Genomic DNA, 23467 nt, shown 5'->3' with positions numbered 1-23467 from the left:
CCGGTGAGTTCCATTGATGCCTCTCGATGCGGAAGAGATACCGGACTGGCGCGCTCGGCGGCGCGAGGTGATCCTCACCGCCGCGGCGGAGCTGTTTGCCGGCCGCGACTACGCCTCCGTCCAGGTTGAGGAGGTCGCAAAGAGGGCCGGCGTCGGCAAGGCGACGCTCTACCGATATTTTCCCTCCAAGGAAGAGCTTTACCTGGAAGCGCTGGAGCGCGCCCTCGGCGGCCTGGAGCGCAAGCTCGACGAGGAACTGGCGCCGCGGAACGTCCCGGCCTCCGTCCGCCTGTCGTCGATGATCTCGGTCCTGGTGGGCACGCTCGGCGAGCACCTCCAGACGCTGAAGCGGCTTGGCGGCGACCAGTCGGACCTTGCCGAGCGGACCCGGCGCATCCTGCGGCGCCGCAACGAGCGCACGGCCACCGCGATCCAGCAGGTGCTCGCCGACGGCATGGCCTCCGGCGAGTTCCGCAAGGTCGATCTGGACATCGTCCCCCTGCTGGTCATCGGCATGGTGCAAGGCGGGATCATGCAGGTCAGCGACCGGCCGCGTGAAGCGCTCGAACGTTCGGTGCTCGACCTGCTGATGTCCAGCATCACCACTTTGTCGCCTTTCCTGTAACTGTCGCCGCTTGGCCGGCGTCTGGAGTCGTATCCGATGAGACGGCTTTCCCTTGTCCTGCTGGTCGCTGCCCTGGCCAGCGGCGGCGGGTACTATTGGTATGCCCATGGCAAAGCGGACGGGGGCGGGCAGGAAGCGAAGACGGCGCCGCGCGCCGCCTCGCGGGCGGTGCCGGTGGTGACCGGCAAGGTGCAGATGCAGGCCCTGCCGGAGGAGATCGTGACCATCGGCAGCGTCCAGCCGATCGCGGCGATCGCGATCAAGGCGCGCGTCGACAGCGTGGTGGAAACCGTCGCCTTCACCGAAGGGCAGGAGGTGAAGGCCGGCGACACCCTGTTCACGCTGGACAGCCGGGCGCTCGACGCCCAGCTTCGCCAGGCGCAGGCGAACCTCGAACGTGACCGCGCCAACCTGGAGAAGGCGAAGGGGGATGTGAAGCGCTATGCGGAGCTGGTCCGCACCAGTGCCATCTCCCGTACCCAGTATGACGCCGCGGTCGCCGCCGCCGATGCGCTGGAAGGCACGGTCAAGGCCGACTTGGCGGCGATCGAGGCCGCGAAGGTGTCGCTCAGCTTCACCCGGATCGCCGCCCCGATGGACGGCCGCACCGGAACGGTGAACGCCAAGGTCGGTACCATGGTGCGTGCCGCCGATACCAACCCGCTGGTGACGCTGACCCAGCTCCGCCCGATCAACGTCTCCTTCAACGTCCCGGAGAAGCATCTGCCGGCGATCCGCGCCGCGATGGCGGCCGGGACGCTGCCCCTCAGCGCCAGCATCGCCGGCGGCCATGGCGAAAAGGCCGAGGGCAAGCTCTCCTTCGTCGACAGCCAGGTCGACCAGCAGACCGGCACGATCCTGGTGAAGGGCGAATTTCCCAACGCGGACACCCGCCTCTGGCCGGGGCAGTTCGTCGATACGGTGCTGACCCTTCGCGTCGAGCCGAACGCCCTGACCGTTCCCGACATGGCGGTGCAGACCGGCCAGAAGGGACGGTTCGTCTATGTCGTCAAGGCCGACGACACCGTCGAGGTGCGCCAGGTCGAGGTGGAGCGCACCCATGGCGGCCTCAGCGTCGTCGCGTCCGGCCTGAAGTCGGGCGAGCGCGTGGTGGTCGACGGGCAGTCGCGCCTGTTCCCCGGCGCCAAGGTGACCGAGCGCGCCAACGGCAAGCCGGCGGCACCGGCGGGCGGCGAGACCGCCGAGGGAGGGCGGCAACAGGGGTCGACGGCACAGGATGCGGCGATCCGCAGCGCCGAGACGCCAAAGCAGCCGGCCGGAGGGGCGACATGAACCTCTCGGAACTCTGCATCCGCCGTCCGGTGATGACCATCCTGCTGACGGCGGCCCTGGTGCTGAGCGGCCTGGCGGCCTATCGCCAGCTTCCCACCGCCGCCTTGCCGCGGGTGGATTTCCCGGTCGTCAGCGTCACCGCCACGCTGCCCGGCGCCTCGCCGGAGACCATGGCTGCCTCGGTCGCCAGCCCGCTCGAGCGCGAGTTCTCGACCATCGCCGGCATCGACACGCTGACCTCCAACAGCACGCTCGGCAACACCAGCATCACCATCCAGTTCGTCCTGGACCGCGACATCGACGCGGCGGCGGCCGACGTGCAGGCGGCGATCGCCCGGACCCAGCGGCGGCTGCCGGCGGAGATGACGACGCCGCCCAGCTACCGCAAGGTCAACCCGGCCGACCAGCCGATCCTGTTCGTTTCGCTCAACTCCCCGACGCTGCCGCTGTCGCGGCTGAACGACATCGCCGAGACGCTGATCCAGCCGAAGGTCGCCACCCTGCCGGGCGTGGCGCAGGTCCAGATCTACGGGTCGCAGAAATACGCGGTCCGGGTGCAGGTCAACCCGAACGCGCTGGCGCTGCGCGGCATCGGCATCGACGAGCTGCAGAAGGCGCTCGCCTCCGCCAACGCCAACACGCCGGTCGGCACCCTGACCGGCGAGCAGCAGCAACTGGTCATCGCCGCCAACCCCCAGCTTCCGGATGCCGCCGCCTTCCGCGACCTGATCGTCGCCTACCGCAACAGCGCCCCCGTCAGGCTGGGCGACGTGGCGCAGGTGCTGGACAGCGTCGAGAACAACCGCACCGCGAGCTGGCTGAACGGCAACCGCAGCATCATGCTCGCGGTCCAGCGCCAGCCCGACGCCAACACGGTCGAGGTGGTCGACCGCGTGCGCGCCCTGCTGCCGTCCTTCCAGGCGCAGCTTCCGGCGTCGGCCGCCATCAACATCGTCAACGACCGCTCCGAATCGATCCGCCAGGCGGTCGAGGACGTCCAGTTCACGCTGGCCCTGACCATCGTGCTGGTCGTGCTGGTGATCTTCCTGTTCCTGCGCCGGCTGTCGGCGACGCTGATCCCGGCGCTGGCCGTGCCGATCTCGCTGATCGCGACGGCGGGCGGCATGCACCTGATGGGCTTCTCGGTCGACAACATCTCGCTGATGGCGTTGACGCTGGCTGTCGGCCTGGTGGTGGACGACGCCATCGTCATGATGGAGAACATCGTCCGCTACGTCGAGGAGGGCATGCAGCCCTTCGAGGCCGCCATCAAGGGCTCGCGCGAGATCGGCTTCACCATCCTGTCGATCACGCTGTCGCTGGTGGCCGTCTTCATCCCGATCCTGCTGATGGGTGGCGTCGTCGGGCGCCTGTTCCACGAGTTCGCCCTGGTCGTCACCATGTCCATCGGGGCGTCGGCCTTCGTCTCGCTGACGCTGACGCCGATGATGTGCTCGCGCTTCCTCGCCCATCACGCCCATGGCGAGGAGGGCTGGTTCGGCCGGATGCTGGAGGGCGGCTTCTCGGCCGTGCTGAACGGGTACGCCCGCACGCTGCGCTGGACGCTGCGCCACCGGCCGCTGATGGGCCTGGTGATGATCGGCACCGTCGTCGGCACCGTCCTGTTCTACCAGGCGATCCCCAAGGGCTTCTTCCCGACGGAGGACATCGGCCAGATCCAGGTGACCACCGAAGCCCGGCCGGACATCGCCTTCACCTCGATGGCGGAGCGGCAGGAGCAGGTCGCCGCGATCATGAAGGCCAATCCGGCGGTGGTCGACGTCATCTCCTCCGTCGGGACCGGCGGCAGCACCGGCAACCAGGGACGCATGTTCCTCACGCTCAAGCCACGCGACGAGCGGCCGGCGATCGGCGAGGTGATCCAGCAGTTGCGCCGGCAGGTCAACGGCATCCCCGGCATGGCGGTCTACATGCAGCCGGTGCAGAACCTGCGCATCGGCGGCCGGTCGTCCAAGAGCCTCTATCAGTACACCATCCAGGGCCTCGACCTCGACGAGCTGTACCAATGGTCGGCCCGCCTGGAGCAGACCCTGCGCGGCATGCCGGTGCTGCAGGACGTCACCAGCGACCTCCAGCTCAACAACCCGCAGGCCTACGTCCACATCGACCGGGAGAAGGCGGCGACGCTGGGGATCGGCGTCGACCAAGTGCGTTCGACCCTCTACAGCGCGTTCGGCCAACGGCAGGTCTCGACCATCTACACCCCCAGCAACGACTATCAGGTGCTGATCGAGCTGGAACCGAAATACCAGAGCGACGACAACTCGCTGTCGCGCATCTATGTCCGCTCCACCACCACGGGCAAGCTGGTGCCGCTCGATGCCTTCGCGCGGGTGGAGCGCACCGCCGGCCCGCTGGCGGTCAACCACCAGGGGCAGCTTCCGGCGGTCACCCTGTCCTTCAACCTGGCGCCCGGCGCTTCGCTGGGCCAGGCGGTCGACCAGATCCGCAATTCGGAACGGGAAATGGGGCTGCCGCCCACCATCACCACCGGCTTCGCCGGCACCGCCCAGGTGTTCCAGGACGCCCAGGCGGGGCAGGCGCTGCTGCTCGGGGCGGCGGTGCTGGTGATCTACATCGTGCTGGGCGTGCTGTACGAGAGCTTCATCCACCCGCTGACCATCCTGTCGGGTCTGCCGTCGGCGGCGATCGGCGCCCTGGCGACGCTGATGCTGTTCGACACCGAGCTCAGCGTCATCGCCATCATCGGCATCCTGATGCTGATCGGCATCGTGAAGAAGAACGCGATCATGATGATCGACTTCGCGGTGGAGGCACGGCGGAGCGGCATGTCGGCGCGTGACGCGATCGAACAGGCCTGCCTGCTGCGCTTCCGCCCGATCATCATGACGACCATGGCGGCCATCATGGGCACGCTGCCGATCGCCATCGCCCACGGCGCCGCCGCCGAACTGCGCCAGCCGCTGGGATTGGCCGTCGTCGGCGGCCTGTGCGTGTCGCAGGTGCTGACGCTCTACATCACGCCGTCCCTCTATCTCTACATGGAGGATCTCGGGCGGATCGTCGGCAACCTGTTCCATCGCGGCCGGAAGGCGGACGTGCCGCACGGCCCGATGCCGGCCGGCGGCGACGACTGAGCCCAGGCACCGTTCGCGGTCCAACCCTCCCCACGCCCATCGTGCCGGGAGCGGAGCGGGGCAGGTGGGCGGCCACGTCAGCGCCTACGTGCGCCGGCGGGATCCGGACTTGCAGGGAGTCCGTTTTCCGGGAGGTGTGGATCGCCTCCTCCGCGGGGATGGCGAAAGCGGTTCCGCTCCGTTTGTCCCGGCGCCGCACGGGGGTACGTACGGGGGCACGCAAGGCGGAGAAGGTGGGGATGCGGCTATCGCCTATTGCGATTGCCCTGGGGTGGAGATGCGGACCGTCCCTCAGACGGCGATCTGCGTCAGCAGCGGGGTATTGACCCCGGCATCGGCGCGGCGGTAGGCGGCGATGGCGTCCGACCAGGGCTCGATCGTGAGGCCGCTGCCCATCGCCTCCTGGTAGATGCTCTGGGCGACATAGCCCGCGTTCGGCAGGGCATTGAGGGCAACGCTTCCGGGGCTGACGGGCCCCTCGCCGGCAAGGCCGTCGTCGATGCCGTCGATGGTGAAGCCGTTCGACGACCCGGAGCCCTTGCGTGCCCGTGCCGCGGTGGTGTCGGCGTCCGCGCGGCCGCTGCCCTGGAGCGCATCGCCCGTCGCCTCGGTTCCGTCCTTGCCGCGCTTGCGCTCCCGCTCGTCGGGGATCCGGCGGATCGGCTGGATTGCCGCGGCGTCGCTGGCCAGCATCTGGCGCAGCTTCGCGAGCCCGGTCGGGGCAGGCGAGGCGCCGGGCGCTGGAAGAGCGGTCAGTCCGAGCAACGGGCGGTTACCTCAGCGGTTACCTCAAGGGCAAACATCACGACGCGGCGAACGGCGGGAAGGTCCGCCTGTGATAGTGCACAAACGCACGCAGGACCGAAACACAATAGCGGCCCAGGCGTTCCGAAAAACTTAAAATATCATCCAATTGTCTCCGATCGCGGGCATCCGGTGCCGACGAGTGCTCGGCAGGATGGGAATCGGCTGCTAGACTGCCCCGTTCGATGGTATACCCGAGAAATGACGGACGGCACGCCGACCTTGCCAGCCCAGCTTGACGATCCCCTTACGACCCGCCTTTCCCCTGCCGCCGTGGATCCGGCGTCCGCCGGGCTGCCCAAGGACGGGCTGCCTGACGATGGTCTGGCCCTGCTGGCACTGGAGCAGATGGACCAGGGAGTCATCCTGGTGGATGGCGACCTGACGGTCAGGCTGGTCAACGGCCCCCTGTTCGAGATGTTCGACCGCCCGACGAGCGCGGTGTCGGGCACCGGCTATCGCCAGCTCATCCGGCAACTGGTCGAGGGAGGGGAGTTTGGTCCCGGCGATCCCGAGGCGATCACGCTGCGCCATGTCGACGGCGCCTGCAGGGCCGACCCGCCGCGCTTCGAGCACCGCCGGCCGAACGGGCGGGTGCTTGAGGTAAGGACGAGGCTGGTTCCGGGCGGTGGTTTCCTGCGCACCTTCACCGACATCACCGAACGCCGGCGGTCCGCGGACGAGCTTGCGGCGCAGCGGCACCTGCTGCGCCAGACCCTGGAGAACATCGGGCAGGGCATCGTCCTGCTGGACAGCGACCTGCGCTATATCGCCTGGAACCACAAGGCGCTGGAGCTGCTGGGCGTTCCCGAGGAGATGATGCGGGGCAACCCGGTGCTGGCCGATGTGGCGCGCTACCAGATCGCCTCGCATCTGGTGGAGATGCCGGCGGGTGCGCCCGACATGGGCGAGGACGTGGACGCGAAGCTGCACTACCTGCTGGACCGCCTGGGACGTCCGGCGGGCGAGTTCGTCTATGCCCGCCCGCAGGGCGACGGCCGCTATATCGAGGTCCGCGTGGTGCCGCTTCCGGACGGAGGCCAGGTCCGCACCTTCACCGACATCACCGATCGCGTCATTGCCGACGAGGCCCTCCGCCAGAGCCGCGAGATCCTGACCGGGGTCATCGACGCCATCCCGGCGCTGATCGACGTCAAGGACCGCGAAGGCATCGTGCGGCTGACCAACCGCTACTACCGTGATCTGCCGGACCCGGCCAGCCGTCCCTCCCCGGACCGCGCCGTTGCCCTTGAAAGGCTGGTGGTCGAGAGCGGACAGGGCGTGCCGTTCTACGAGGACTGCTCGCCCGACGAGACCGGCGGGCGGCACGACTGGCTGGTCACCAAGATGCCGCTGACCGATGACGGCGGCGACGTCACCCATATCGTCACGGTGGCGCTCGACATCACGGCCCGCAAACGGGCGGAAGCGGAATTGCGCGATGCCCAGGCGAGCCTGATCCAGGCGGAGAAGCTGTCGTCGCTGGCACAGATGGTCGCCGGCGTCGCCCATGAGGTGAACACGCCGATCGGGGTGACGCTGACCGCGGTTTCCCATCTTGCCGACGAGTTGCGCCGCATCCGCCGCCTGTATGAGGAAAACCGCCTGCGCCGAAGCGATTTCCGGGATTTCCTCGATGTCGCCTGGGAATCGACGCGGATGATCCTGACCAACATCGACCGCGCCACCGGCCTGATCCAGAGCTTCAAGCAGGTGGCCGCCGACCAGGCCAGCGAGGAGCGCCGTCCCTTCGATCTCGCGGCCTATGTGGACGAGGTGCTGCTGAGCCTGCGTCCGCGCCTGCGCCGGACCGCCGTCGTGGTCGACCTCGACATTCCCGGCGGACTGATCGTCGACGGCTATCCGGGCGCCTTCGCCCAGGTGCTGTCGAACCTGATCATCAATGCCCTGGTCCACGCCTTCGAGGAGGGGAAGCCCGGCCGCATCCGCCTGTCCGCGCGGGAGGAGCCGGCCGGCTGGATCGACCTGCGCTACGCCGACGACGGCTGCGGCATCGCGGCCGAGATTCGCGACAGGGTCTTCGAGCCGTTCTTCACCACCAAGCGCGCCACCGGTGCCAGCGGCCTGGGCCTGAGCATCTGCGCCAACATCATGACCGGGACGATGCGCGGCAGCATCGAGCTGGAAGACTGGACAGGGCAGGGCACGCGGTTCGTGCTGCGGTTCCCCGTGGCGCTGGCCGATCCGGCGCCTTCCACCGCTCGCGCTTCCGGAGCCGCTCCAGGGCAACGGGGAGAATAGCGGCGCCGCGACGGCCCCGTGCACCGGGGCGGGTGGCGATCCTTCACCCTCGCACCCCCTTCCCCCCGTGCCTGCCTGGAAATGGGAAGGCACGGGGGAATGGAGCGCCGGCGTCAGAGGCCCCAGGCGCCGCTCTCCGCGGGGTCGACGACCTGGATGTTGTTCTCGACGCCCTTCACGCCCGGAACGCCTTCCGCAGCGACGCGCAGGGCGTCGCGCTGCGACGCGCTGCTGGCGAAGCCCCAGAGCTGGACGACGCCGTTGCGGACGATGATGGCATCATGCGACCGGGCCTCCCAGTTCAGTTCCCTGACCGCGGCGGTCACCCGCTCCTTCAGCGATCGGTCGTCGGCAACGCTGGTGGCGGCGCTGGTGGCGGCCGTGGCGCCGGTCGTATCGGATACGCCGCTGGCGAGGGCGCGGAGCAGGTTGGCGCGGCTGATGATGCCGACGAGCTGGCCCTGGCGGACCACCGGCACGCGCTTGATCCGGCGTGTCTCCATCGTCCGCACGATGTCCTCCGGCGATGCGGCCTCGTCCACCGTGGTGACGTGGGTCGTCATCACGTCCGCCACCTTGCGCGCATGGGACTTGATGAAGTCCTCGGCCGGCAGGGTGCCGCCGGACATGATCCCGAGCCACCAGGAGCGATGGCGCACCGTCCCGAGTTCGACGCGGCGGAGCAGGTCGCCTTCGCTGATGATCCCGACCACCTTGCCGCCGGCGTCCACCACGGGCATGCCGCTGATGTGGTTCTCCAGCATCGTCCTGGCCGCTTCGGCAATGGTCGCGTCGGGGCCGATGGTGATGACCCGCGGCGTCATCAGATCGATTGCCTTCATGGTTTCGCTCCCTTGATGTCGTTCAGCGCTTAAAGATTAAGTACGTAAAAAGCGCGACCGCTTGATCTGGAGCAATTGTGCGGCCTGTATTCCGCATCGTGGAAAACCGCGATCAGGCCGGGTTGTCTACCGGAAAATATTGCCGTCCAGGGTTTGGAGCACTCCCGGCCTTGCCGATGCTGGGAACCGGTCGGGCGGTCCCTGGCCACATCATTCCGCGACTTCGGCGACCTGGGTGTCGTCATGTGCGGCAACGGCCGGCGGGTAGCGGAAGAACGAGTGATCGCCGATCGACGCGGTGCGCAGCCGCGCCTCCGCCCAGTCGGGCTTACGGCGGCCGAGGGCCGATTGCGTGGACGGGCTGTAGAAGAGCGAGGCGCGGGCGGTGGGATCGGGCAGGTCGTCGTCGTTCAGGTTCCAGGCGATCGCCCGCGCCAGCCGCAGCGCATCCTGATCGGGGGCCAGGCGCGGCTTCGGCCAGGAGGGCATGCCGCCGGCTCGGATGACCCGTGCCTGCCGCCGCACGTCGGCCAGGAGCCTGCGCGCCTCGGCACGGTTGTCGACGACCGTCTCACGGGGCTGCTGCGGCTTGGCACGCGGCTTGACCACCTTCGCGGCCTTCGACGCCTTCTGCCGCGTCGCCGGTTCGGACGCAAAGGGTTCGAACTGCCCGGCGGCGACGACGATACGGCACGGCAGGGACGGCTGTGCTGCCGAGGCGGCGCGGTTGGCGACCACCCACATGACGGCGGCCATCGCGTCAGCCCCTTCCCCGCGCGCCTCCGCCCAGCCGGCCAGGGCGAGGCAGCGGCGCTCGCGCTCGGCTTCCCAGGGAGTCAGCATGAAGACCGACGCTCCGATGAAGACCGGCTGCCGCGCCCCGCCCCGCTTGGGAAGAGTCCGCTTGGCGTCCCCGACAAAGCCGGCGCATCCAGCGTCGTCCGGACGGCAGAGGAAGGCATCCGTACCCGGAACCTGCGCGCCCGCGACCGTCGGCACCATCGGGATGGCAAGCAACAGAGCGAGGAAGAGGAAGCGCATTCCGATCACTCCAGCTCAAGGAAAGGACTTCCTTTGACAGGAGCGCAACAGTCAAGTTCCCAATCATCGCGCCGCCACCTTCCAAGGGGTTACGCACACCGGCCGATGGTGGGGGCGCCGGATTCGGAAGTGATCCGGGGCGGATCGAACGGAGGAGGCGGGGCCATAAGGCGGGGCGGCGGGAACCGTCGGGAGGCCGGCACCCCCGGCGATCCGCCGCCGCATGGGCAAGGTGAACAAAAAATGGGAGGAGGCGCTCGCCTCCTCCCACCGCGTCAAGCCGGTCTGGTTTCCGGTCGGGTCACTCGGCCGCGATCCCGCCGGTTCACTCCGCCGCGATCGGCTGGATGGCCACCGGAGCGCGGAACGCCTCCAGGAGCTTGGCTTCCTTCGCCTTCGCCGCGACGACGTTGCGGGCCTTCACCGGACCGTAGCCGCGCATCTCCATCGGCACGGCGGCGATCTCCGCCGCCAGGGCCAGGGTGTCGCGGGTCAGGCCGTTCAGGAGTTCGCCGACCACGGCCTCGTACTCCTCGATGAGCCGGCGCTCCTGCCGACGCTCTTCGGTGCGGCCGAACGGGTCCATCCAGGTGCCGCGCAGACGCTTGCCCTTGGCCAGCAGCCGCAGGACCGGAAGCATCCAGGGTCCGAAGCTCTTCTTCTTCGGCTCCCCGCCGTCCTCGCCGCTCTCGCCCATCACCGGCGGGGCCATGTGGAAGGTCAGCTTCCAGTCGCCTTCGAACATGCGCTGGACATTCTCGACGAAGCCGCTGTCGGTGTAGAGGCGCGCCACCTCATACTCGTCCTTGTAGGCCATCAGCTTGAAGTGGGCGCGGGCGACCGCCTCGGTCAGCGCGGTGGAGCCGGGGACCTTCTGCTGTTCCACCCGGCGCGTCCAGTCGACCAGCGCATGGTAGCGGGCGGCATAGGCGGCGTCCTGGTAATCGACCAGGAAGCGGTGGCGGCGCTCGATCACCTCGTCCAGGCTGCCGGACTGGCGGCGCTGGTCGAGCAGCAGCGACTGCGCGGCCTGCGCCACCTCCTGCGGCTTCGCGGCGGCCTCCACGGCGGCGTTGACGGCGGCCAGATCGACCGCCGCGCGGCGGCCCCACTGGAACGCGTCGACGTTCAGCTTCACCGACACGCCGTTCAGCTCGATCGCCTTGAGGATCGACTCCTCGCTCAACGGGATCAGGCCCTTCTGCCACGCATAGCCCATCAGGAACGGGTTGGCGTAGAGGCTGTCGCCGAGCAGAGCGGTGGCGAGCTTCGTCGCGTCGAAGGCGTCGACGTTGGCCTCGCCGCCGCAGGCCTTCTTGATGTCGCCGACGAGGTCGCGCACCGGGATCACCATGTCCGGCTTCTTGATGAAGTCGGCGGTGATGCTGTCATGGGTGTTGATGACGGCGCGGGTGCGGCCGGCGGTCATCTTCGACAGGCCGTCGCCCGCCGCGGCGACGATCAGGTCGCAGCCCAGCACCGCGTCGGCCCCGCCGGCGGCGATGCGGACGGAGTGGATGTCCTCCGGCCTGTTGGCAATGCGGATGTGGCTGGTGACGGCGCCGCCCTTCTGCGCCAGCCCGGTCATGTCGAGCACGCCGACGCCCTTGCCCTCAATGTGGGCGGCCATGCCCAGCAGCGCGCCGATGGTGACGACGCCGGTGCCGCCGACGCCGGTGACATACAGGCTCCAGGTCTTATCGAAGGCGGGAATGGCCGGGGCGGGCAGGGCGGTGGCGTCGGCCGACTTCGCGGCGGCCGGCTTCGGCTTGCGCAGGGAGCCGCCCTCGACCGTCACGAAGCTGGGGCAGAAGCCCTTGGTGCAGGAATAGTCCTTGTTGCAGCTCGACTGGTCGATCTGGCGCTTGCGGCCGAACTCGGTCTCCTGTGGGATCACCGAGACGCAGGACGACTTGGCCGAGCAGTCGCCGCAGCCCTCGCAGACCAGCTCGTTGATGACCACGCGCTTGGCCGGGTCGACCATCTTGCCGCGCTTGCGGCGGCGGCGCTTCTCGGTGGCGCAGGTCTGGTCGTAGATCAGGACGCTGACGCCGGGGACCTCGCGCATCTCCTTCTGCACGCGGTCAAGGTCGTCGCGATGCTCGACGTTGGCATATTGCGGCAGGCCGTTGCCGATGCCGTATTTCTCCGGCTCGTCGGTGACGACGGTGATGCGCTGGACGCCCTCGGCGCGCAGGACATGGGCGATGGACTGCACGGTCAGCGTGCCGTCGAAAGGCTGGCCGCCGGTCATGGCGACCGCGTCGTTGAACAGGATCTTGTAGGTGATGTTCACCTTGGCGGCGATCGCCTGCCGGATCGCCAGGATGCCGGAGTGGAAATAGGTGCCGTCGCCAAGGTTGGCGAAGATGTGCTTCTCCTCGGTGAAGGCGGCCTGGCCGACCCAGGGCACGCCCTCGCCGCCCATCTGGGTGAAGGTGTCGGTCGAGCGGTCGAGCCAAGTCGCCATGTAGTGGCAGCCGATGCCGCCCAGCGCCCGGCTGCCCTCCGGCACGACGGTGGAGGTGTTGTGCGGGCAGCCGGAGCAGAAGGTCGGCTTGCGCACCACGCGCGCCACATGGGCCTTCTGCTTCTCCTGCGCGTCGAGGAAGGCGATGCGGCGGGCGAGGTTTTCGTTGTCGATGAAGCGCTGGAGCCGGCGGCCGATCACCACGGCGATCTGGGCCGGGGTCAGCTCCCCGGCGCTCGGCAGGATCCATTCGCCCTGCTCGTCGAACTTGCCGACCACCTTCGGGCGGACGTCGGGGTTCCAGTTGTAGAGCTGTTCCTTCAACTGGTTCTCGATGACCGCGCGCTTCTCCTCCACCACGACGATCTCTTCCAGGCCCTCGGCGAAGTGGCGGACGCCGTCGCGCTCCAGCGGCCAGGGCATGCCGACCTTGTAGACGGTGATGCCCCAGTCGGCGGCCATCTCCTCGGTGATGCCCAGCTCGTCGAAGGCCTGGCGGACGTCGAGATAGCTCTTGCCGGTGGTGACGATGCCGAAGCGCGGGCGCGGGCTCTCCATCACCACCTTGTCCAGCTTGTTGGCACGCGCGAACGCCAGGGCGGCGTACAGCTTGTGCTTCATCAGCCGGTATTCCTGCTCCAGCGGCGGGTCGGGCCAGCGGATGTTCAGGCCGCCCGGCGGCAGGGCGAAGTCGGTCGGGACGATGGGGGAGACGCGGTGCGGGTCGATGGTGACCGAGGCCGAGGTGTCCACCGTCTCGGCGATCGTCTTCATGGCGATCCAGCAGCCGGAATAGCGGCTCATCTGCCAGCCGATCAGGCCGTAATCCAGGATCTCCTGCACGCCCGACGGGTTCAGCACCGGGATCATCGAGTGCATGTAGGCGTGTTCGGACTGGTGCGGGAAGGTGGAGGACTTGCAGTTGTGGTCGTCGCCGGTCAGCACCAGCACGCCGCCATGCCTGGACGTCCCAGCCGCGTTGGCGTGCTTGAAGACGTCGCCGGACCGGTCGACGCCGGGACCCTTGCCGTACCACATGGCGAAGACGCCGTCATACTTGGCGCCCTTGAACATGCCGACCTGCTGGCTGCCCCAGACGGCGGTGGCGCCCAGCTCCTCGTTCACGCCGGGCTGGAACTGGATGTGGTTCTTCTCCAGAAACTTGCGGGCATTCCACAGGTTCTGGTCGAAGCCGCCCAGCGGCGACCCGCGATAGCCGGAGATGAAGCATCCGGTGTTCAGCCCGGCCGCGAGGTCGCGCTGGCGCTGCATCATCGGCAACCGCACCAGGGCCTGGGTGCCGGTGAGGTACACGCGCCCCTGTTCGAGCGCGTACTTGTCGTCCAGAGAGACCGTCGCGAGAGCCATCGTTCCTTCCCCTTGCCATCGGTCGGCGGCACCAGCATAGCGGCTGGCTGAGTGCTTGTGCGCCGATTTGTTCGATTGGCAAAAAGGTAATGATGACTGTCTTATATCGCAACGCCCTCGACTGCCCCGCCGGCAAAAAGCAAGGAACGGACGGCAACCGCCGGCCTGCCGTAACGGAGCGCATGGATTCCCGGTTCCGGTGGAATTTCCGCTCCACCCCCCACGGTTCCGAGAGCCCGCTCCAGCGCGGGCGTGGCGTCAGCGCCCGCTGAAGGGCGACTTGCCGGCCGGACCGGAGGGATTGGCGCCGCCGGCGTCGGGCCAGCCGCTGATGTCGCTGTGGCCACGGGCCGCCAGAGTCCGCACGCTGGCGCGCAGCGCACGGATCAGGCACAGCGAGACCGCCATCGACTGGGCGCTGCCGTCGGCACCGGCGAGCCAGCGCAGGGCGGCGGCATGGGCCTGGAGGGCGTCGCCGTATCCCTCGATGTCCGGCTCCACCCAGGTGACGCAGGTCGACAGCGACGCGACGATCGACGATGCCGCGGAGTCGCCGGCCGCGGCGATCTGGAGGTCGGACAAGGCATGGCGCAGCCGGCTGCCGATCGGATCGGGACGCTCGATCGCCGCCTCCAGCTTGTCGAGCGCGAGCAGCATCCGCGTGCGCCGGGGATCGCCGCCGCGCATCGCGGCCGCACCGGCATCCGGCGGCGGCAGCATGCCGGAGGGAGGGGACGGCGGCAGAGGCGCCGGCGCGCTGGTCGGGCGAAGCGAGGGGAAGACCGGCTGGGCGGCCGGCCGCTGGATGGGAGAGGGCTGGCCCGGCTGCCGCGCCTCGCCGGTACCGCTGCCGAAGCCGCCCTTGGAACCGTTGCCCACGCCGCCGGCGCCGCCGTTCCCCTGGGCGTCGCCGCGTGCATCGGGCCGGCTGGCGGCCCGCGCCGCCGGGTCGCGGCGGTTCAGCACCGCGTCGATGCGCCGTGCAAGGGTGGCGGCCGGGACCGGCTTGGCCAGCACGGAGTCGGCGCCGGCATCCCAGGCACACCGCACGGTGCTGAGGTCGGCGTTGGCGGTCAGCACGATGATCGGCAGGTTGGGGCGCAGGCAGCCCGGCGACTGGCGCGCCCACTGGATCAACTGCGCGCCGCCCACCGGTTCCATCACCCAGTCGGTCACCATCAGGTCGAAGGGTTCGCGCCGCAGCGCGTCCTTGGCCTCCTGCCCGTTGGCGACCGCGGTGATCTGGCCGACGCCCCATAGGCCAAGCATGTCCTTGAGCGCGCGCTGAAGCAGCGGGTTGTCATCGACGATCAGGATCTTGACGGGGGAGGCGGGGCGCTTCGTCATGGAGCGTTTCCGGTTGCGGCTGCGTATCACCGGATATCGCCCGGCGGCGCCGTATTTCACGGGAAGGGGACGGGTGAACGCCCAATGAGCCTGACCCTGTACCCTTGGGCAGCAGGGGGTAAACGCGGCACCGTTCGAAAGGGGTGCCAATCTCGACCGACACCTCTTTCGATAGAAGGCGGGGTGAGATCCGGCGCAACAGGAAAATCTAATGTATATGGACGGGCGGTTGAACGCCCTTTATCATTGCCGCCTTGACGGCTGGGCGGAAGGAGACCGGGATGGACGGCGGTTGCGGCGGGGGAGCCTGCGGCGGAGGGAAGCGGGGCGGCGGGCCTCCCGGCGGTGGCCGGCCCGGTTTCCGGTACACCATGCGCATGGCGATGGCGGTGAATGCCCTTCTCGGCGCCCTGCTTGTTTCGGCAGCCGGGGCGACGCAGGCGGTGACCCTGTGGGCGGCCGCCCTCCTGGTCCTGAACCATGCGGTCGCCCACGCGGTGACCATGTTGGCCACGGGCGGTGCGCCGGAATGGCGTGCGCGCCTGCCCGCGTTGCACGGGATGGCCCTGGCCGTCGCCGCGATCGCGGTCGTCGTGGTCGCCGGCCGCGCCATCGCCACGCTGGCCATGCCCGACGTTCCGCTCGCCAGCCTGGCGCTGCTGCTGGCGATGGCGGTCGGGGTGGCAGCCTCGACGCTGCTGTTCGCCGGCCGCCGCGGAACGCTGACCCTGCGCACGGTCTGGCTGTGCTCGCGCCGGGATCTCGTGCCGCTCGCCGCCGGCTTGGCCGGGCTCGGCGGCAGTTGGCTGCTGCTGGACGGCTGGCCGGACGCGCTGGCCGGCGCCGCGATGGCGGCCAGCCTGCTGCCCCCGGCATGGGGCCTGCTGCGCGGCCCGCTCGGTCTGTCCTCGCAGGCATCGGGCCGGGCGCCCCGCTGAGCCGGCGGCGCCGCGGCTGATCCGCCCTACGACCGCTGGCGCAGCCGCTCCAGCAGACCCTTGGTGGCGAAGCCGTCGGGGATCTCGCCGATGGAGGCCTGGAAGCGGCGGACGGCATTGCGGGTGTTGGCGCCGACGATCCCGTCGGCCGTACCCGGCTCCAGGCCGAGGCCGGCGAGCCGCTGCTGGAGGTCGATGCGCTCGTCGCGGCTGAGGGCCTGCTCCTCGCGCGGCCAGCTTCCCAGCACCCCCGGCTTGCCGCTCATCCGGTCGGCCAGCAGGGCGACGGCCAGGGCGTAGCTGGTCGAGGGGTTGTAGCGCATGATGGCGCGGAAGTTGTCGCGCACCAGGAAGGCCGGGCCGCGGTGCCCGGCCAGGACCAGGATTGCCGCCGGCGCGTCGCCGCTCAGCTCCGGCCCGCCGGCCGCCGTCACGCCCAGCCGGCGCCACTGGGACACCGGCTTGACGATGCCGAGTTCCGCCTGGTCGTAGGGGAAGCCGTCGGGCAGGCGGACCTCCTGCCCCCAGGGCTCTCCCGCCTTCCAGCCGTTGGCGACCACGAACTTGGCGGTGGAGGCGAGCACGTCGGGCATGCTGCCCCAGATGTCGCGGTGGCCGTCACCGTCCTCATCCACCGCATTCTTCAGGAACACGGTCGGCATGAACTGGGTCTGGCCCATGGCGCCGGCCCAGGAGCCGGTCATCCGCTCCGGGGCGATGTCCCCGGAATCGAGGATGCGCAGCGCCGCCAGCAGCTCGGAGCGGAAGTAGCCGGTGCGGCGGCCCTGGTAGGCCAGCGTCGTCAGCGCGTCGACCACCGAGAAGTTTCCGGTCGATTTGCCGAAATCGGATTCCACGCCCCAGAAGGCGGCGAGAATCTCGCCCGGGACCCCGGTGCGCTGGGTGATGCGATTCAGCAACGCTGCGTTCTGTTGCAGTCGCAGACGGCCGTCCTGGACACGCTTTTCATTCACGGCGCTGTCCAAATACTGCCACACTTGCCGGGTGAACTCGGGCTGGGAGGAATCCAGTTCCAGCACGCGGTCGGACAGCGTCACCCGCTCGAAGGCACGGTCGAAGGTCTGGGCGCGGATGCCCTGGCCGATCGCTTCGACCCGCAGGGCCGCCAGCCACTCGGGGAAGGGAACGCCCTGTGCGGCATCGGGCCGTGCCGGGGCGGCCGGCGTAACTGCCACCGGGCCGGCAGCCGGGCCGGCGGCCGACACTGGGGCGATGGCGCCGGTGCTCTGGCAGCCTGCCATGAGCAGGGTGGCGAGAAGGAGGCGGGCGGGGTGTCGGAACGGAAGTCGCATGCGCTCGACCGTGATCGGTGGGTAATCCGGGGCGTGACCCTAGGACGCCCGGCCCTGCCGCTCAACCAGGAATTCACCATTCCCGGGGTCATCAGGCCTGCACGCTTGTACAGCCGGCGCTCCGGTCCATATTCCCTTTCATCCCGACAGTTTCGCGGCCTCTCGCAGGCCGGGGGCCGCCGCCTGCGGGCAGGATGCCCTGGAACTCGGCCTTCGCCGGCCGCGTTGTCCGGGTGCCGGTTCGACGAAGGGGCCATCGCCCGCAACTGAACACCCGTCCACGGGACGCCCCACCACCGAACGCCAAGGATGCCGACGCCATGAAAATCGTGATCTTCGGCTTGACCAACGGGTATCGCCGCGATGGCGGCCACACCCTGCGCTGGCGTGCGCTGATCCAGGGACTGGCGATCCGCGGCCATCGGGTCGTCGCGGTGGAGCGGGCCGGGCCGGACACCGTGGCGGCCGCGCCCTGGGCGATCCCCGGCGGCGACGTCCTGACCTACGCCGACTGGGACGCCGTGGCGTCGGAAGCGGCGGCTCAGGCCGACGACGCCGGCGTCGCGCTCGTGGTGGCGCATGGTCCCGATGCCCGCCTTGCCGCCGACCTCGTCCGCAACTCCAAGGCGCCGCGCCGCGCCCTCTACGATCCGGAGGCGGCGGTCAGCCTCACCGCCCTTGAGGCCGGGGAGGCGGTGCCGCATCTCCCCACGGACGGGCTGGCCGGTTTCGACGTGGTCATGGCCTCCTGCGGTGGTCCGGCGCTGGAGCGCTACCGCGCAAAGGCCGGGGCGGAGGCGGTGGTGCCGCTCTATCCCTGGATCGTGCCGGAGGCCGACAAGGCTGGAGACTTCCGGCGCGAGTATCTGGGCGACCTCTGCTGCATCGTAACCGGACCGGACGGCATCCGGGAGGGGCTGGACCGCTTCTTCATCGATCCGGCCCAGCGGCTGACGCGGCGGCGCTTCGTGCTGGTCGGTGCCGAGCTGCCCGACGGCGTGCCGAAGGCGGCGAACATCCTCAATTTCCCCAGCCTGGATCCGGCGGAGCATCCCGATGTCCTGGCGTCGGCCAGCCTGGCGCTGACGCTGGCCCGCGACGAGGAGCGCAGGATCGGCTGGTGCCCTTCGGACCGGCTGTTCGTGGCGGCCGCCTGCGGGTCGGCCATCGTCGCCGACCAGTGGGAGGGCCTGGACAGCTTCTTCGAGCCCGGGCGCGAGATCCTGGTGGCGGCGCAGACCGATGACGTCACCACGGCGATGATGCTGCCGCGCAATCACCTGACCGACCTTGGCCGGCGTGCGCGCAAACGGGTGCTGGCCGAGCACAGCGCCGAGCGGCGGGTGCAGGAGCTGCGCGGGATCCTTGACCTGAAGGGCGGCGGCGACGACTGACCGGCGCGCGCGGCGGGGACGCCGTGACGCGGTAACGGGTGCGGAACGGCTGGGAGCGGGCTATCGTCCGCTCCCTTTTTCATGAGAGCGATCCGCCGGGAGAATGCCGCCGATGCCGACCGTCACCATCCGTCCCGCCGTCGAGGCCGACTGCGCCACCATCCTGCGGTTCGTCCGCGAACTGGCGGAGTTCGAGGGGGAGGCCGATGCCGTCAAGGCGACCGAGGAGGATTTCCGCCGCGACGGCTGGGGAGAGCAGCCGGTGTTCGAGGCGCTGATCGCGGAACTGGACGGCACGCCCGTCGGCTTCGCGCTGGCGTTCCGCAACTTTTCGACCTGGGAGGGGCGGCCGGGCCTGTTCGTCGAGGATCTCTACGTCACCCCAGACGCCCGGCGGTACGGCGTGGGCCGCAAGCTGCTGTCCGCGATCGCCCAGCGGGCGGTCGAACGGGGCTATCGGCGCGTCGATCTGAACGTGCTCGACTGGAACCCGGCACGCGGCTTCTACGACCGGGTGGGGTTCCGGCAGATGAAGGAGTGGCTGCCCTATCGCCTGACCGGCGAGGCGCTGAACGCGCTCGCGGCGGAGGAGTAGAACGGGGGGCCGGGCCGGCCGGGCGCCGGGCGATGGCGTCAGGCCGCGCGGTTGAGGGCGGACGTGCCGACGATCTCGGCATAATCGGCGCGTTCCGACCGCAGGTTCGACAGGAGGTCGACGAGGCTGTCGCGCACGAAGGCATCGTCCTGCTCGACGATGCTGTCCTGGGTCAGGCGAATGAACTCATCGAGAAGCGCAATATGAGCCACGGACGAAGCGCTGATCTTCTTCGAGTTGACTGCCGCGATCATGTAAAACTCCCTTGGCCTGAGCGTTCCCGATGACCTCATGAAGCCACCGGCCCGGTTAAAGACTTCCTAACAGGGCTATGCAGCAGGTCGTATCTTGAGAGTTACCCCCGATCTTTGGGTATAAACCATCAAACCGCCAAAAAGGGGTAACTCCTCTGACGAAAGCAATGGTCTTTCGACCTGTGGCGCCTGTCGGGAAACAAGAGCGGGTGTGCATACCGTGCATAAGGAGAACACCCGACACTATGCAAGGTTGCTCAAGGCCGCTCTGAGCATTGGTGGGAGAGGCCGCCAAAGGGTGAGGGCCGCGCCATCCAATAGGCGATGGCGCGGTGGGACAATCAGGCGGCGCGCCGCCCATCCGTGCGGTCGCGGGCATCGGCGCGCTCCAGGGCGCGGGCGACCAGATCCTCGAACAGGTCGCCGACCGGTCCGTCCTCGAACCGGCAGCCGGCGAACTTGCCGCCGGCGCCCGGCATCGGGCCTTCCATCAAGACGGAGCCCTCTTCGCCCGGTCCGACGACCCGCCAACCGCGGCTCTTCATTTCCGCAACCCGCGTCCGGGCGATGAAGGCGCGGATATGGTCCAGTGCGAGATCGTCCATCCAGTCCCCCAGGGGCAGTCCAAGTGGCTGTCGGCACCGGCCCCACCGCCGGATGCTCGTTCGATGGGGCCGTCCTCAAGAAAGCGTACGGAAGAAAAGCGAACGCAACAAGAACGAATTCGGGGGGGAGTACCCATTTACCTGGAACGGGCCGATTTACCTGGAACTGGAATGTCCAGCCCTTGCCGTCGGACCGTCCGCCTCAAAGATCTGGCTGGGCGGAGGCGACAGCAACCCGCCCCACCCGTGACCAAAAGCGGCGATCAAGAAAGGCTCTGCCATGAACGGCGTCCGTACCGAGACCGACAGCTTCGGCCCGATCGAAGTTCCGGCCGACAAATACTGGGGGGCGCAGACCCAGCGCTCCCTGCAGAACTTCCGCATCGGCGGAGAGCGCATGCCGGTACCGCTGGTGCGTGCGCTCGGCATCCAGAAGCGCGCGGCGGCCGTTGCGAACATGAAGCTCGGCGCGCTCGATCCCACGCTCGGCGCCGCCATCGCGGCGGCGGCGGAGGAGGTGATCCACGGCACGCTTTCCGATCATTTCCCCCTGGTCGTCTGGCAGACCGGCTCCGGCACCCAGAGCAACATGAACGCCAACGAGGTGATCGCCAACCGCGCCATCGAGATGCTGGGCGGCGTCATGGGGTCGAAGACGCCGATCCATCCCAACGACCATGTCAACATGGGGCAGTCCTCCAACGACAGCTTCCCGACCGCGATGCACATCGCGGCCGCCGACGAGATCGTCAACGCTCTGATCCCGGCGCTGGAGCGCCTGCGTACGGCGCTGGACGCCAAGGCCCACGCGTTCGCCGACATCGTCAAGATCGGGCGCACCCACCTGCAGGACGCCACTCCCCTGACGCTGGGGCAGGAGTTCTCCGGCTATGCGGCGCAGGTCTCCTACGGCATCGGCCGCGTGCGCGCCGCGCTGCCGCAGATCTACCGGCTGGCCCAGGGCGGCACCGCGGTGGGCACCGGCCTGAACGCCAGGGTCGGCTTCGCCGAGGCCTTCGCCGAAGAGGTGGCCGCCTTCACCGGGCTGCCCTTCGTCACGGCGGACAACAAGTTCGAGGCGCTGGCGACCCATGACTCGCTGGTCGACGTCCATGGCCATCTGAACACCCTGGCGGTGTCGCTGATGAAGATCGCCAACGACATCCGCCTGCTGGGCTCCGGTCCGCGGTCCGGCATCGGCGAGCTGTCCCTGCCGGAGAACGAGCCCGGCTCCTCCATCATGCCGGGCAAGGTCAACCCGACGCAGTCGGAGGCGATGACGATGGTGTGCGCCCAGGTGATGGGCAACCACACCACCGTCACCATCGCCGGCGCCACCGGCCATTTCGAGCTGAACGTGTTCAAGCCGGTCATCGCCTTCAACGTCCTGCAGTCGATCCGCCTGCTGGCGGACGCGGCGGTCAGCTTCACCGACAACTGCGTGGTGGGAATCGAGGCCAACCGCGAGCGCATCGCCAAGCTGGTCGCCGACAGCCTGATGCTGGTGACGGCGCTGAATCCCCATATCGGCTATGACAATGCGGCGAAGATCGCCAAGAAGGCCCACAAGGAAGGGACAAGCCTAAAGGAGGCCGGCGCCGCGCTCGGACTCCTGACGGATGAGCAATTCGATCAATGGGTTCGCCCCGAACGGATGGTTGGTCCAGGTTAAGCTAGAAGGTAGGGTGGGGGCATCGTTCCCGGCCGGTCCCGGCCCGGTGCTTCCGCCTCCGCCCTTCCACAAAGTGTGCGTGACCATGAAGAAGCGTTCGGTGCTGATCGCCGGCCATCCGACCAGCGTATCGCTGGAAGAGGAATTCTGGGACGCCCTGAAGGCGGTGGCGCAGGCGCGCGGCCTTTCGGTGAACGCCCTGATCGAGGAGATCGACCAGAGCCGCACCGGCAACCTGTCCAGCGCCATCCGCGTCCACGTGCTGAAAGCCGTCCAGAACCGCTCCGGCGAGGACGCATAGTCCCCGCGCAAAGAGCAGCATGGATGGCCCGGGGTGGACAGCGCCCCGTTGCAGGCGTACACGGTGCGGGCTCCTCGCCCCCTTCCGATGCCCCCTCCGATCCCCGCCGCCGGTCCGACGCGATGCCGCCCGACACCTCCCTGCTCGACATCCTCGCCCTCGCCTGGTTCCTGACCTGCTGGGCCGGCTTCACCATCGTCCAGGACCATATGAAGACGAAGCGGCCCATGGTGAACCATCACCTGAGGGTGGTGCGCCGCCACTGGATGGAACGGATGCTGGACCGCGACAACCGGATCATGGATTCGCAGCTCGTCGGCCATACGATGCACAGTTGCACCTTCTTCGCCTCCACGAACATGCTCGTGCTGGCCGGGCTCGTGGGATCCTTCGGGGCCATGGAGCACGCGCAGGAACTTGTCTCCAGCCTGTCCTTCACCGTCCGGACCTCGCGCCAGCTCTTCGAAGTGAAGATGCTGCTGATGGTGATGATCTTCACCTTCGGCTTCTTCAAGTTCACCTGGGCGCTCCGTCAATACAATTACTGTTGTGCCCTGATCGGCTCGGCGCCTGCTGCGCCATTGCCGCCGGCCGAACGGGAGATGATCGCCGACACGATCGGTCAGGCTTTGACCCTTGCCATCACGGCGCTCAATGGTGGAATACGCGCTTATTACTTCGCGATGGCGGCTCTCGCCTGGATCATCGGGCCGCTTCCCTTCATCCTCGCCGCCACCGGCGTCATCGTGGTCCTGACCCGCCGCCAGGCATTCTCGGCCACGGAGAAGGTCATCCGGGTTCAAGCCGACTGGCTTGAGAGAAATTCCTCAACCATCGGAAAATAGCATCTAAAAAGCCACCCTTTTTCCGAGAGATGCGACTAAATATCCTCTACCTGTCCGGGTTGTTCGATGTTTCAGTGTCTTTGTATTGCGCTGCAACACACCAACGCATGCCGTGGCGTTGCCGGATTGAAGAGGATGATGATGGACGCCGATACCGCTCTGAGCATCATGGAATCCCTGGATGAGGCCGAGGAGCTGCTGCGTCGCATGCGGTTGCACGACGGCGATGCCGGGCACGGCGCACTGGACCGGAACCGTGCGCTCCTGAATGCCGCGCGCTGCCGCCTGGACCTCGTCCATGCCATGGGGGAGATGGACGGGGCGGGCGCCGCCAGCCTCCGCATGGCGCCAGCCTGACCGGGTAAAGGACGGCACCAGC

The 23467-nt window shown here is 68.6% G+C and carries 19 protein-coding genes; 11 read left to right on the top strand and 8 right to left on the bottom strand.

Annotation, left to right across the window (positions count from 1 at the left end):
- Positions 1 to 16: 16 nt before the first annotated feature.
- Genes J2850_RS06880 through J2850_RS06870 form a run of 3 tightly spaced genes read left to right on the top strand, consistent with a single transcriptional unit; the run spans position 17 to position 5037 of the window.
- Entirely contained in the window at positions 17 to 625 is a 609-nt protein-coding gene (locus tag J2850_RS06880; RefSeq protein ID WP_209980113.1) for a TetR/AcrR family transcriptional regulator, read from the top strand.
- A 36-nt stretch (positions 626 to 661) separates the two neighbouring features.
- A complete protein-coding gene (locus tag J2850_RS06875) occupies positions 662 to 1918 on the top strand; it encodes an efflux RND transporter periplasmic adaptor subunit (RefSeq protein WP_209980111.1) in 1257 nt (418 codons plus the stop codon).
- Complete coding sequence (locus J2850_RS06870) at positions 1915 to 5037, top strand: efflux RND transporter permease subunit (protein ID WP_209980110.1); 3123 nt, start codon at positions 1915 to 1917, stop codon at positions 5035 to 5037. The genes J2850_RS06875 and J2850_RS06870 overlap by 4 nt, the downstream gene beginning before the upstream one ends.
- A 291-nt stretch (positions 5038 to 5328) precedes the next feature.
- On the opposite strand, the gene J2850_RS06865 is transcribed toward J2850_RS06870, so the two are convergent.
- Positions 5329 to 5802: a hypothetical protein gene (locus J2850_RS06865; protein ID WP_209980108.1), complete on the bottom strand. Its 474-nt coding sequence runs from the start codon at positions 5800 to 5802 to the stop codon at positions 5329 to 5331.
- A gap of 240 nt (positions 5803 to 6042) precedes the next feature.
- Between J2850_RS06865 and J2850_RS06860 the strand changes: the two genes are divergently transcribed.
- Positions 6043 to 8103 carry a PAS-domain containing protein gene (locus tag J2850_RS06860; RefSeq protein ID WP_246512854.1) on the top strand — a complete coding sequence of 687 codons (2061 nt, stop codon included), beginning with the start codon at positions 6043 to 6045 and terminating at the stop codon, positions 8101 to 8103.
- Between the two features lie 113 nt (positions 8104 to 8216).
- On the opposite strand, the gene J2850_RS06855 is transcribed toward J2850_RS06860, so the two are convergent.
- The 4 genes from J2850_RS06855 to J2850_RS06840 form a co-directional block, all read right to left on the bottom strand.
- Entirely contained in the window at positions 8217 to 8945 is a 729-nt protein-coding gene (locus tag J2850_RS06855; RefSeq protein ID WP_209980106.1) for a CBS domain-containing protein, read from the bottom strand.
- Positions 8946 to 9155: 210 nt separating this feature from the next.
- The gene (locus J2850_RS06850; protein ID WP_209980104.1) at positions 9156 to 9986 is read right to left on the bottom strand and encodes a cell wall hydrolase; all 831 of its coding nucleotides are present in this window, start codon (positions 9984 to 9986) and stop codon (positions 9156 to 9158) included.
- A 325-nt stretch (positions 9987 to 10311) separates the two neighbouring features.
- On the bottom strand, positions 10312 to 13824 hold the full coding sequence (locus tag J2850_RS06845; RefSeq protein ID WP_209980103.1) for an indolepyruvate ferredoxin oxidoreductase family protein: 3513 nt from the start codon (positions 13822 to 13824) through the stop codon (positions 10312 to 10314).
- A gap of 258 nt (positions 13825 to 14082) precedes the next feature.
- Complete coding sequence (locus J2850_RS06840) at positions 14083 to 15171, bottom strand: response regulator (protein ID WP_209980101.1); 1089 nt, start codon at positions 15169 to 15171, stop codon at positions 14083 to 14085.
- 281 nt (positions 15172 to 15452) lie between these two features.
- Between J2850_RS06840 and J2850_RS06835 the strand changes: the two genes are divergently transcribed.
- A complete protein-coding gene (locus J2850_RS06835; RefSeq protein WP_209980099.1) occupies positions 15453 to 16109 on the top strand; it encodes a hypothetical protein in 657 nt (218 codons plus the stop codon).
- Positions 16110 to 16135: 26 nt separating this feature from the next.
- Here J2850_RS06835 and J2850_RS06830 read toward each other — a convergent pair whose 3' ends face one another.
- The gene (locus J2850_RS06830; protein ID WP_209980097.1) at positions 16136 to 17422 is read right to left on the bottom strand and encodes a lytic murein transglycosylase; all 1287 of its coding nucleotides are present in this window, start codon (positions 17420 to 17422) and stop codon (positions 16136 to 16138) included.
- Positions 17423 to 17742: 320 nt separating this feature from the next.
- On the opposite strand from J2850_RS06830, the gene J2850_RS06825 reads away from it, so the two are divergent.
- Complete coding sequence (locus J2850_RS06825) at positions 17743 to 18816, top strand: glycosyltransferase family protein (RefSeq protein ID WP_209980095.1); 1074 nt, start codon at positions 17743 to 17745, stop codon at positions 18814 to 18816.
- 112 nt (positions 18817 to 18928) lie between these two features.
- Entirely contained in the window at positions 18929 to 19411 is a 483-nt protein-coding gene (locus tag J2850_RS06820) for a GNAT family N-acetyltransferase (protein WP_209980094.1), read from the top strand.
- Between the two features lie 38 nt (positions 19412 to 19449).
- Here J2850_RS06820 and J2850_RS06815 read toward each other — a convergent pair whose 3' ends face one another.
- A complete protein-coding gene (locus J2850_RS06815; protein ID WP_246512853.1) occupies positions 19450 to 19665 on the bottom strand; it encodes a hypothetical protein in 216 nt (71 codons plus the stop codon).
- Between the two features lie 341 nt (positions 19666 to 20006).
- On the bottom strand, positions 20007 to 20270 hold the full coding sequence (locus J2850_RS06810) for a hypothetical protein (protein WP_209980089.1): 264 nt from the start codon (positions 20268 to 20270) through the stop codon (positions 20007 to 20009).
- A gap of 280 nt (positions 20271 to 20550) precedes the next feature.
- On the opposite strand from J2850_RS06810, the gene fumC reads away from it, so the two are divergent.
- From fumC to J2850_RS06790, 4 genes are all read left to right on the top strand, one after another.
- Positions 20551 to 21942 carry a class II fumarate hydratase gene (gene fumC, locus J2850_RS06805; RefSeq protein ID WP_209980087.1) on the top strand — a complete coding sequence of 464 codons (1392 nt, stop codon included), beginning with the start codon at positions 20551 to 20553 and terminating at the stop codon, positions 21940 to 21942.
- Between the two features lie 85 nt (positions 21943 to 22027).
- Entirely contained in the window at positions 22028 to 22243 is a 216-nt protein-coding gene (locus J2850_RS06800) for a ribbon-helix-helix domain-containing protein (protein WP_209980085.1), read from the top strand.
- A 122-nt stretch (positions 22244 to 22365) separates the two neighbouring features.
- Positions 22366 to 23088, top strand: a complete 723-nt coding sequence (locus tag J2850_RS06795; protein WP_209980082.1) for a DUF599 domain-containing protein — start codon at positions 22366 to 22368, stop codon at positions 23086 to 23088.
- A gap of 135 nt (positions 23089 to 23223) precedes the next feature.
- Positions 23224 to 23445: a hypothetical protein gene (locus tag J2850_RS06790; protein WP_209980080.1), complete on the top strand. Its 222-nt coding sequence runs from the start codon at positions 23224 to 23226 to the stop codon at positions 23443 to 23445.
- Positions 23446 to 23467: the final 22 nt, after the last annotated feature.

Source organism: Azospirillum picis (assembly GCF_017876115.1).
In the GTDB taxonomy this organism is placed as follows: domain Bacteria; phylum Pseudomonadota; class Alphaproteobacteria; order Azospirillales; family Azospirillaceae; genus Azospirillum; species Azospirillum picis.
Note: the sequence above shows the minus strand (reverse complement) of the source record. Positions and strands in the feature narration are given on the sequence as shown.

Coding starts and splice junctions, on each gene's coding strand:
- J2850_RS06860 (WP_246512854.1), top strand. CDS start 6,043: ATGACGGACGGCACGCCGACCTTGCCAGCCCAGCTTGACGATCCCCTT.
- J2850_RS06850 (WP_209980104.1), bottom strand. CDS start 9,986: ATGCGCTTCCTCTTCCTCGCTCTGTTGCTTGCCATCCCGATGGTGCCG.
- J2850_RS06795 (WP_209980082.1), top strand. CDS start 22,366: ATGCCGCCCGACACCTCCCTGCTCGACATCCTCGCCCTCGCCTGGTTC.
- J2850_RS06835 (WP_209980099.1), top strand. CDS start 15,453: ATGGACGGCGGTTGCGGCGGGGGAGCCTGCGGCGGAGGGAAGCGGGGC.
- J2850_RS06855 (WP_209980106.1), bottom strand. CDS start 8,945: ATGAAGGCAATCGATCTGATGACGCCGCGGGTCATCACCATCGGCCCC.
- J2850_RS06815 (WP_246512853.1), bottom strand. CDS start 19,665: ATGATCGCGGCAGTCAACTCGAAGAAGATCAGCGCTTCGTCCGTGGCT.
- J2850_RS06830 (WP_209980097.1), bottom strand. CDS start 17,422: ATGCGACTTCCGTTCCGACACCCCGCCCGCCTCCTTCTCGCCACCCTG.
- J2850_RS06870 (WP_209980110.1), top strand. CDS start 1,915: ATGAACCTCTCGGAACTCTGCATCCGCCGTCCGGTGATGACCATCCTG.
- J2850_RS06810 (WP_209980089.1), bottom strand. CDS start 20,270: ATGGACGATCTCGCACTGGACCATATCCGCGCCTTCATCGCCCGGACG.
- J2850_RS06840 (WP_209980101.1), bottom strand. CDS start 15,171: ATGACGAAGCGCCCCGCCTCCCCCGTCAAGATCCTGATCGTCGATGAC.
- J2850_RS06800 (WP_209980085.1), top strand. CDS start 22,028: ATGAAGAAGCGTTCGGTGCTGATCGCCGGCCATCCGACCAGCGTATCG.
- J2850_RS06845 (WP_209980103.1), bottom strand. CDS start 13,824: ATGGCTCTCGCGACGGTCTCTCTGGACGACAAGTACGCGCTCGAACAG.
- J2850_RS06790 (WP_209980080.1), top strand. CDS start 23,224: ATGATGATGGACGCCGATACCGCTCTGAGCATCATGGAATCCCTGGAT.
- J2850_RS06825 (WP_209980095.1), top strand. CDS start 17,743: ATGAAAATCGTGATCTTCGGCTTGACCAACGGGTATCGCCGCGATGGC.
- J2850_RS06820 (WP_209980094.1), top strand. CDS start 18,929: ATGCCGACCGTCACCATCCGTCCCGCCGTCGAGGCCGACTGCGCCACC.
- fumC (WP_209980087.1), top strand. CDS start 20,551: ATGAACGGCGTCCGTACCGAGACCGACAGCTTCGGCCCGATCGAAGTT.
- J2850_RS06875 (WP_209980111.1), top strand. CDS start 662: ATGAGACGGCTTTCCCTTGTCCTGCTGGTCGCTGCCCTGGCCAGCGGC.
- J2850_RS06880 (WP_209980113.1), top strand. CDS start 17: ATGCCTCTCGATGCGGAAGAGATACCGGACTGGCGCGCTCGGCGGCGC.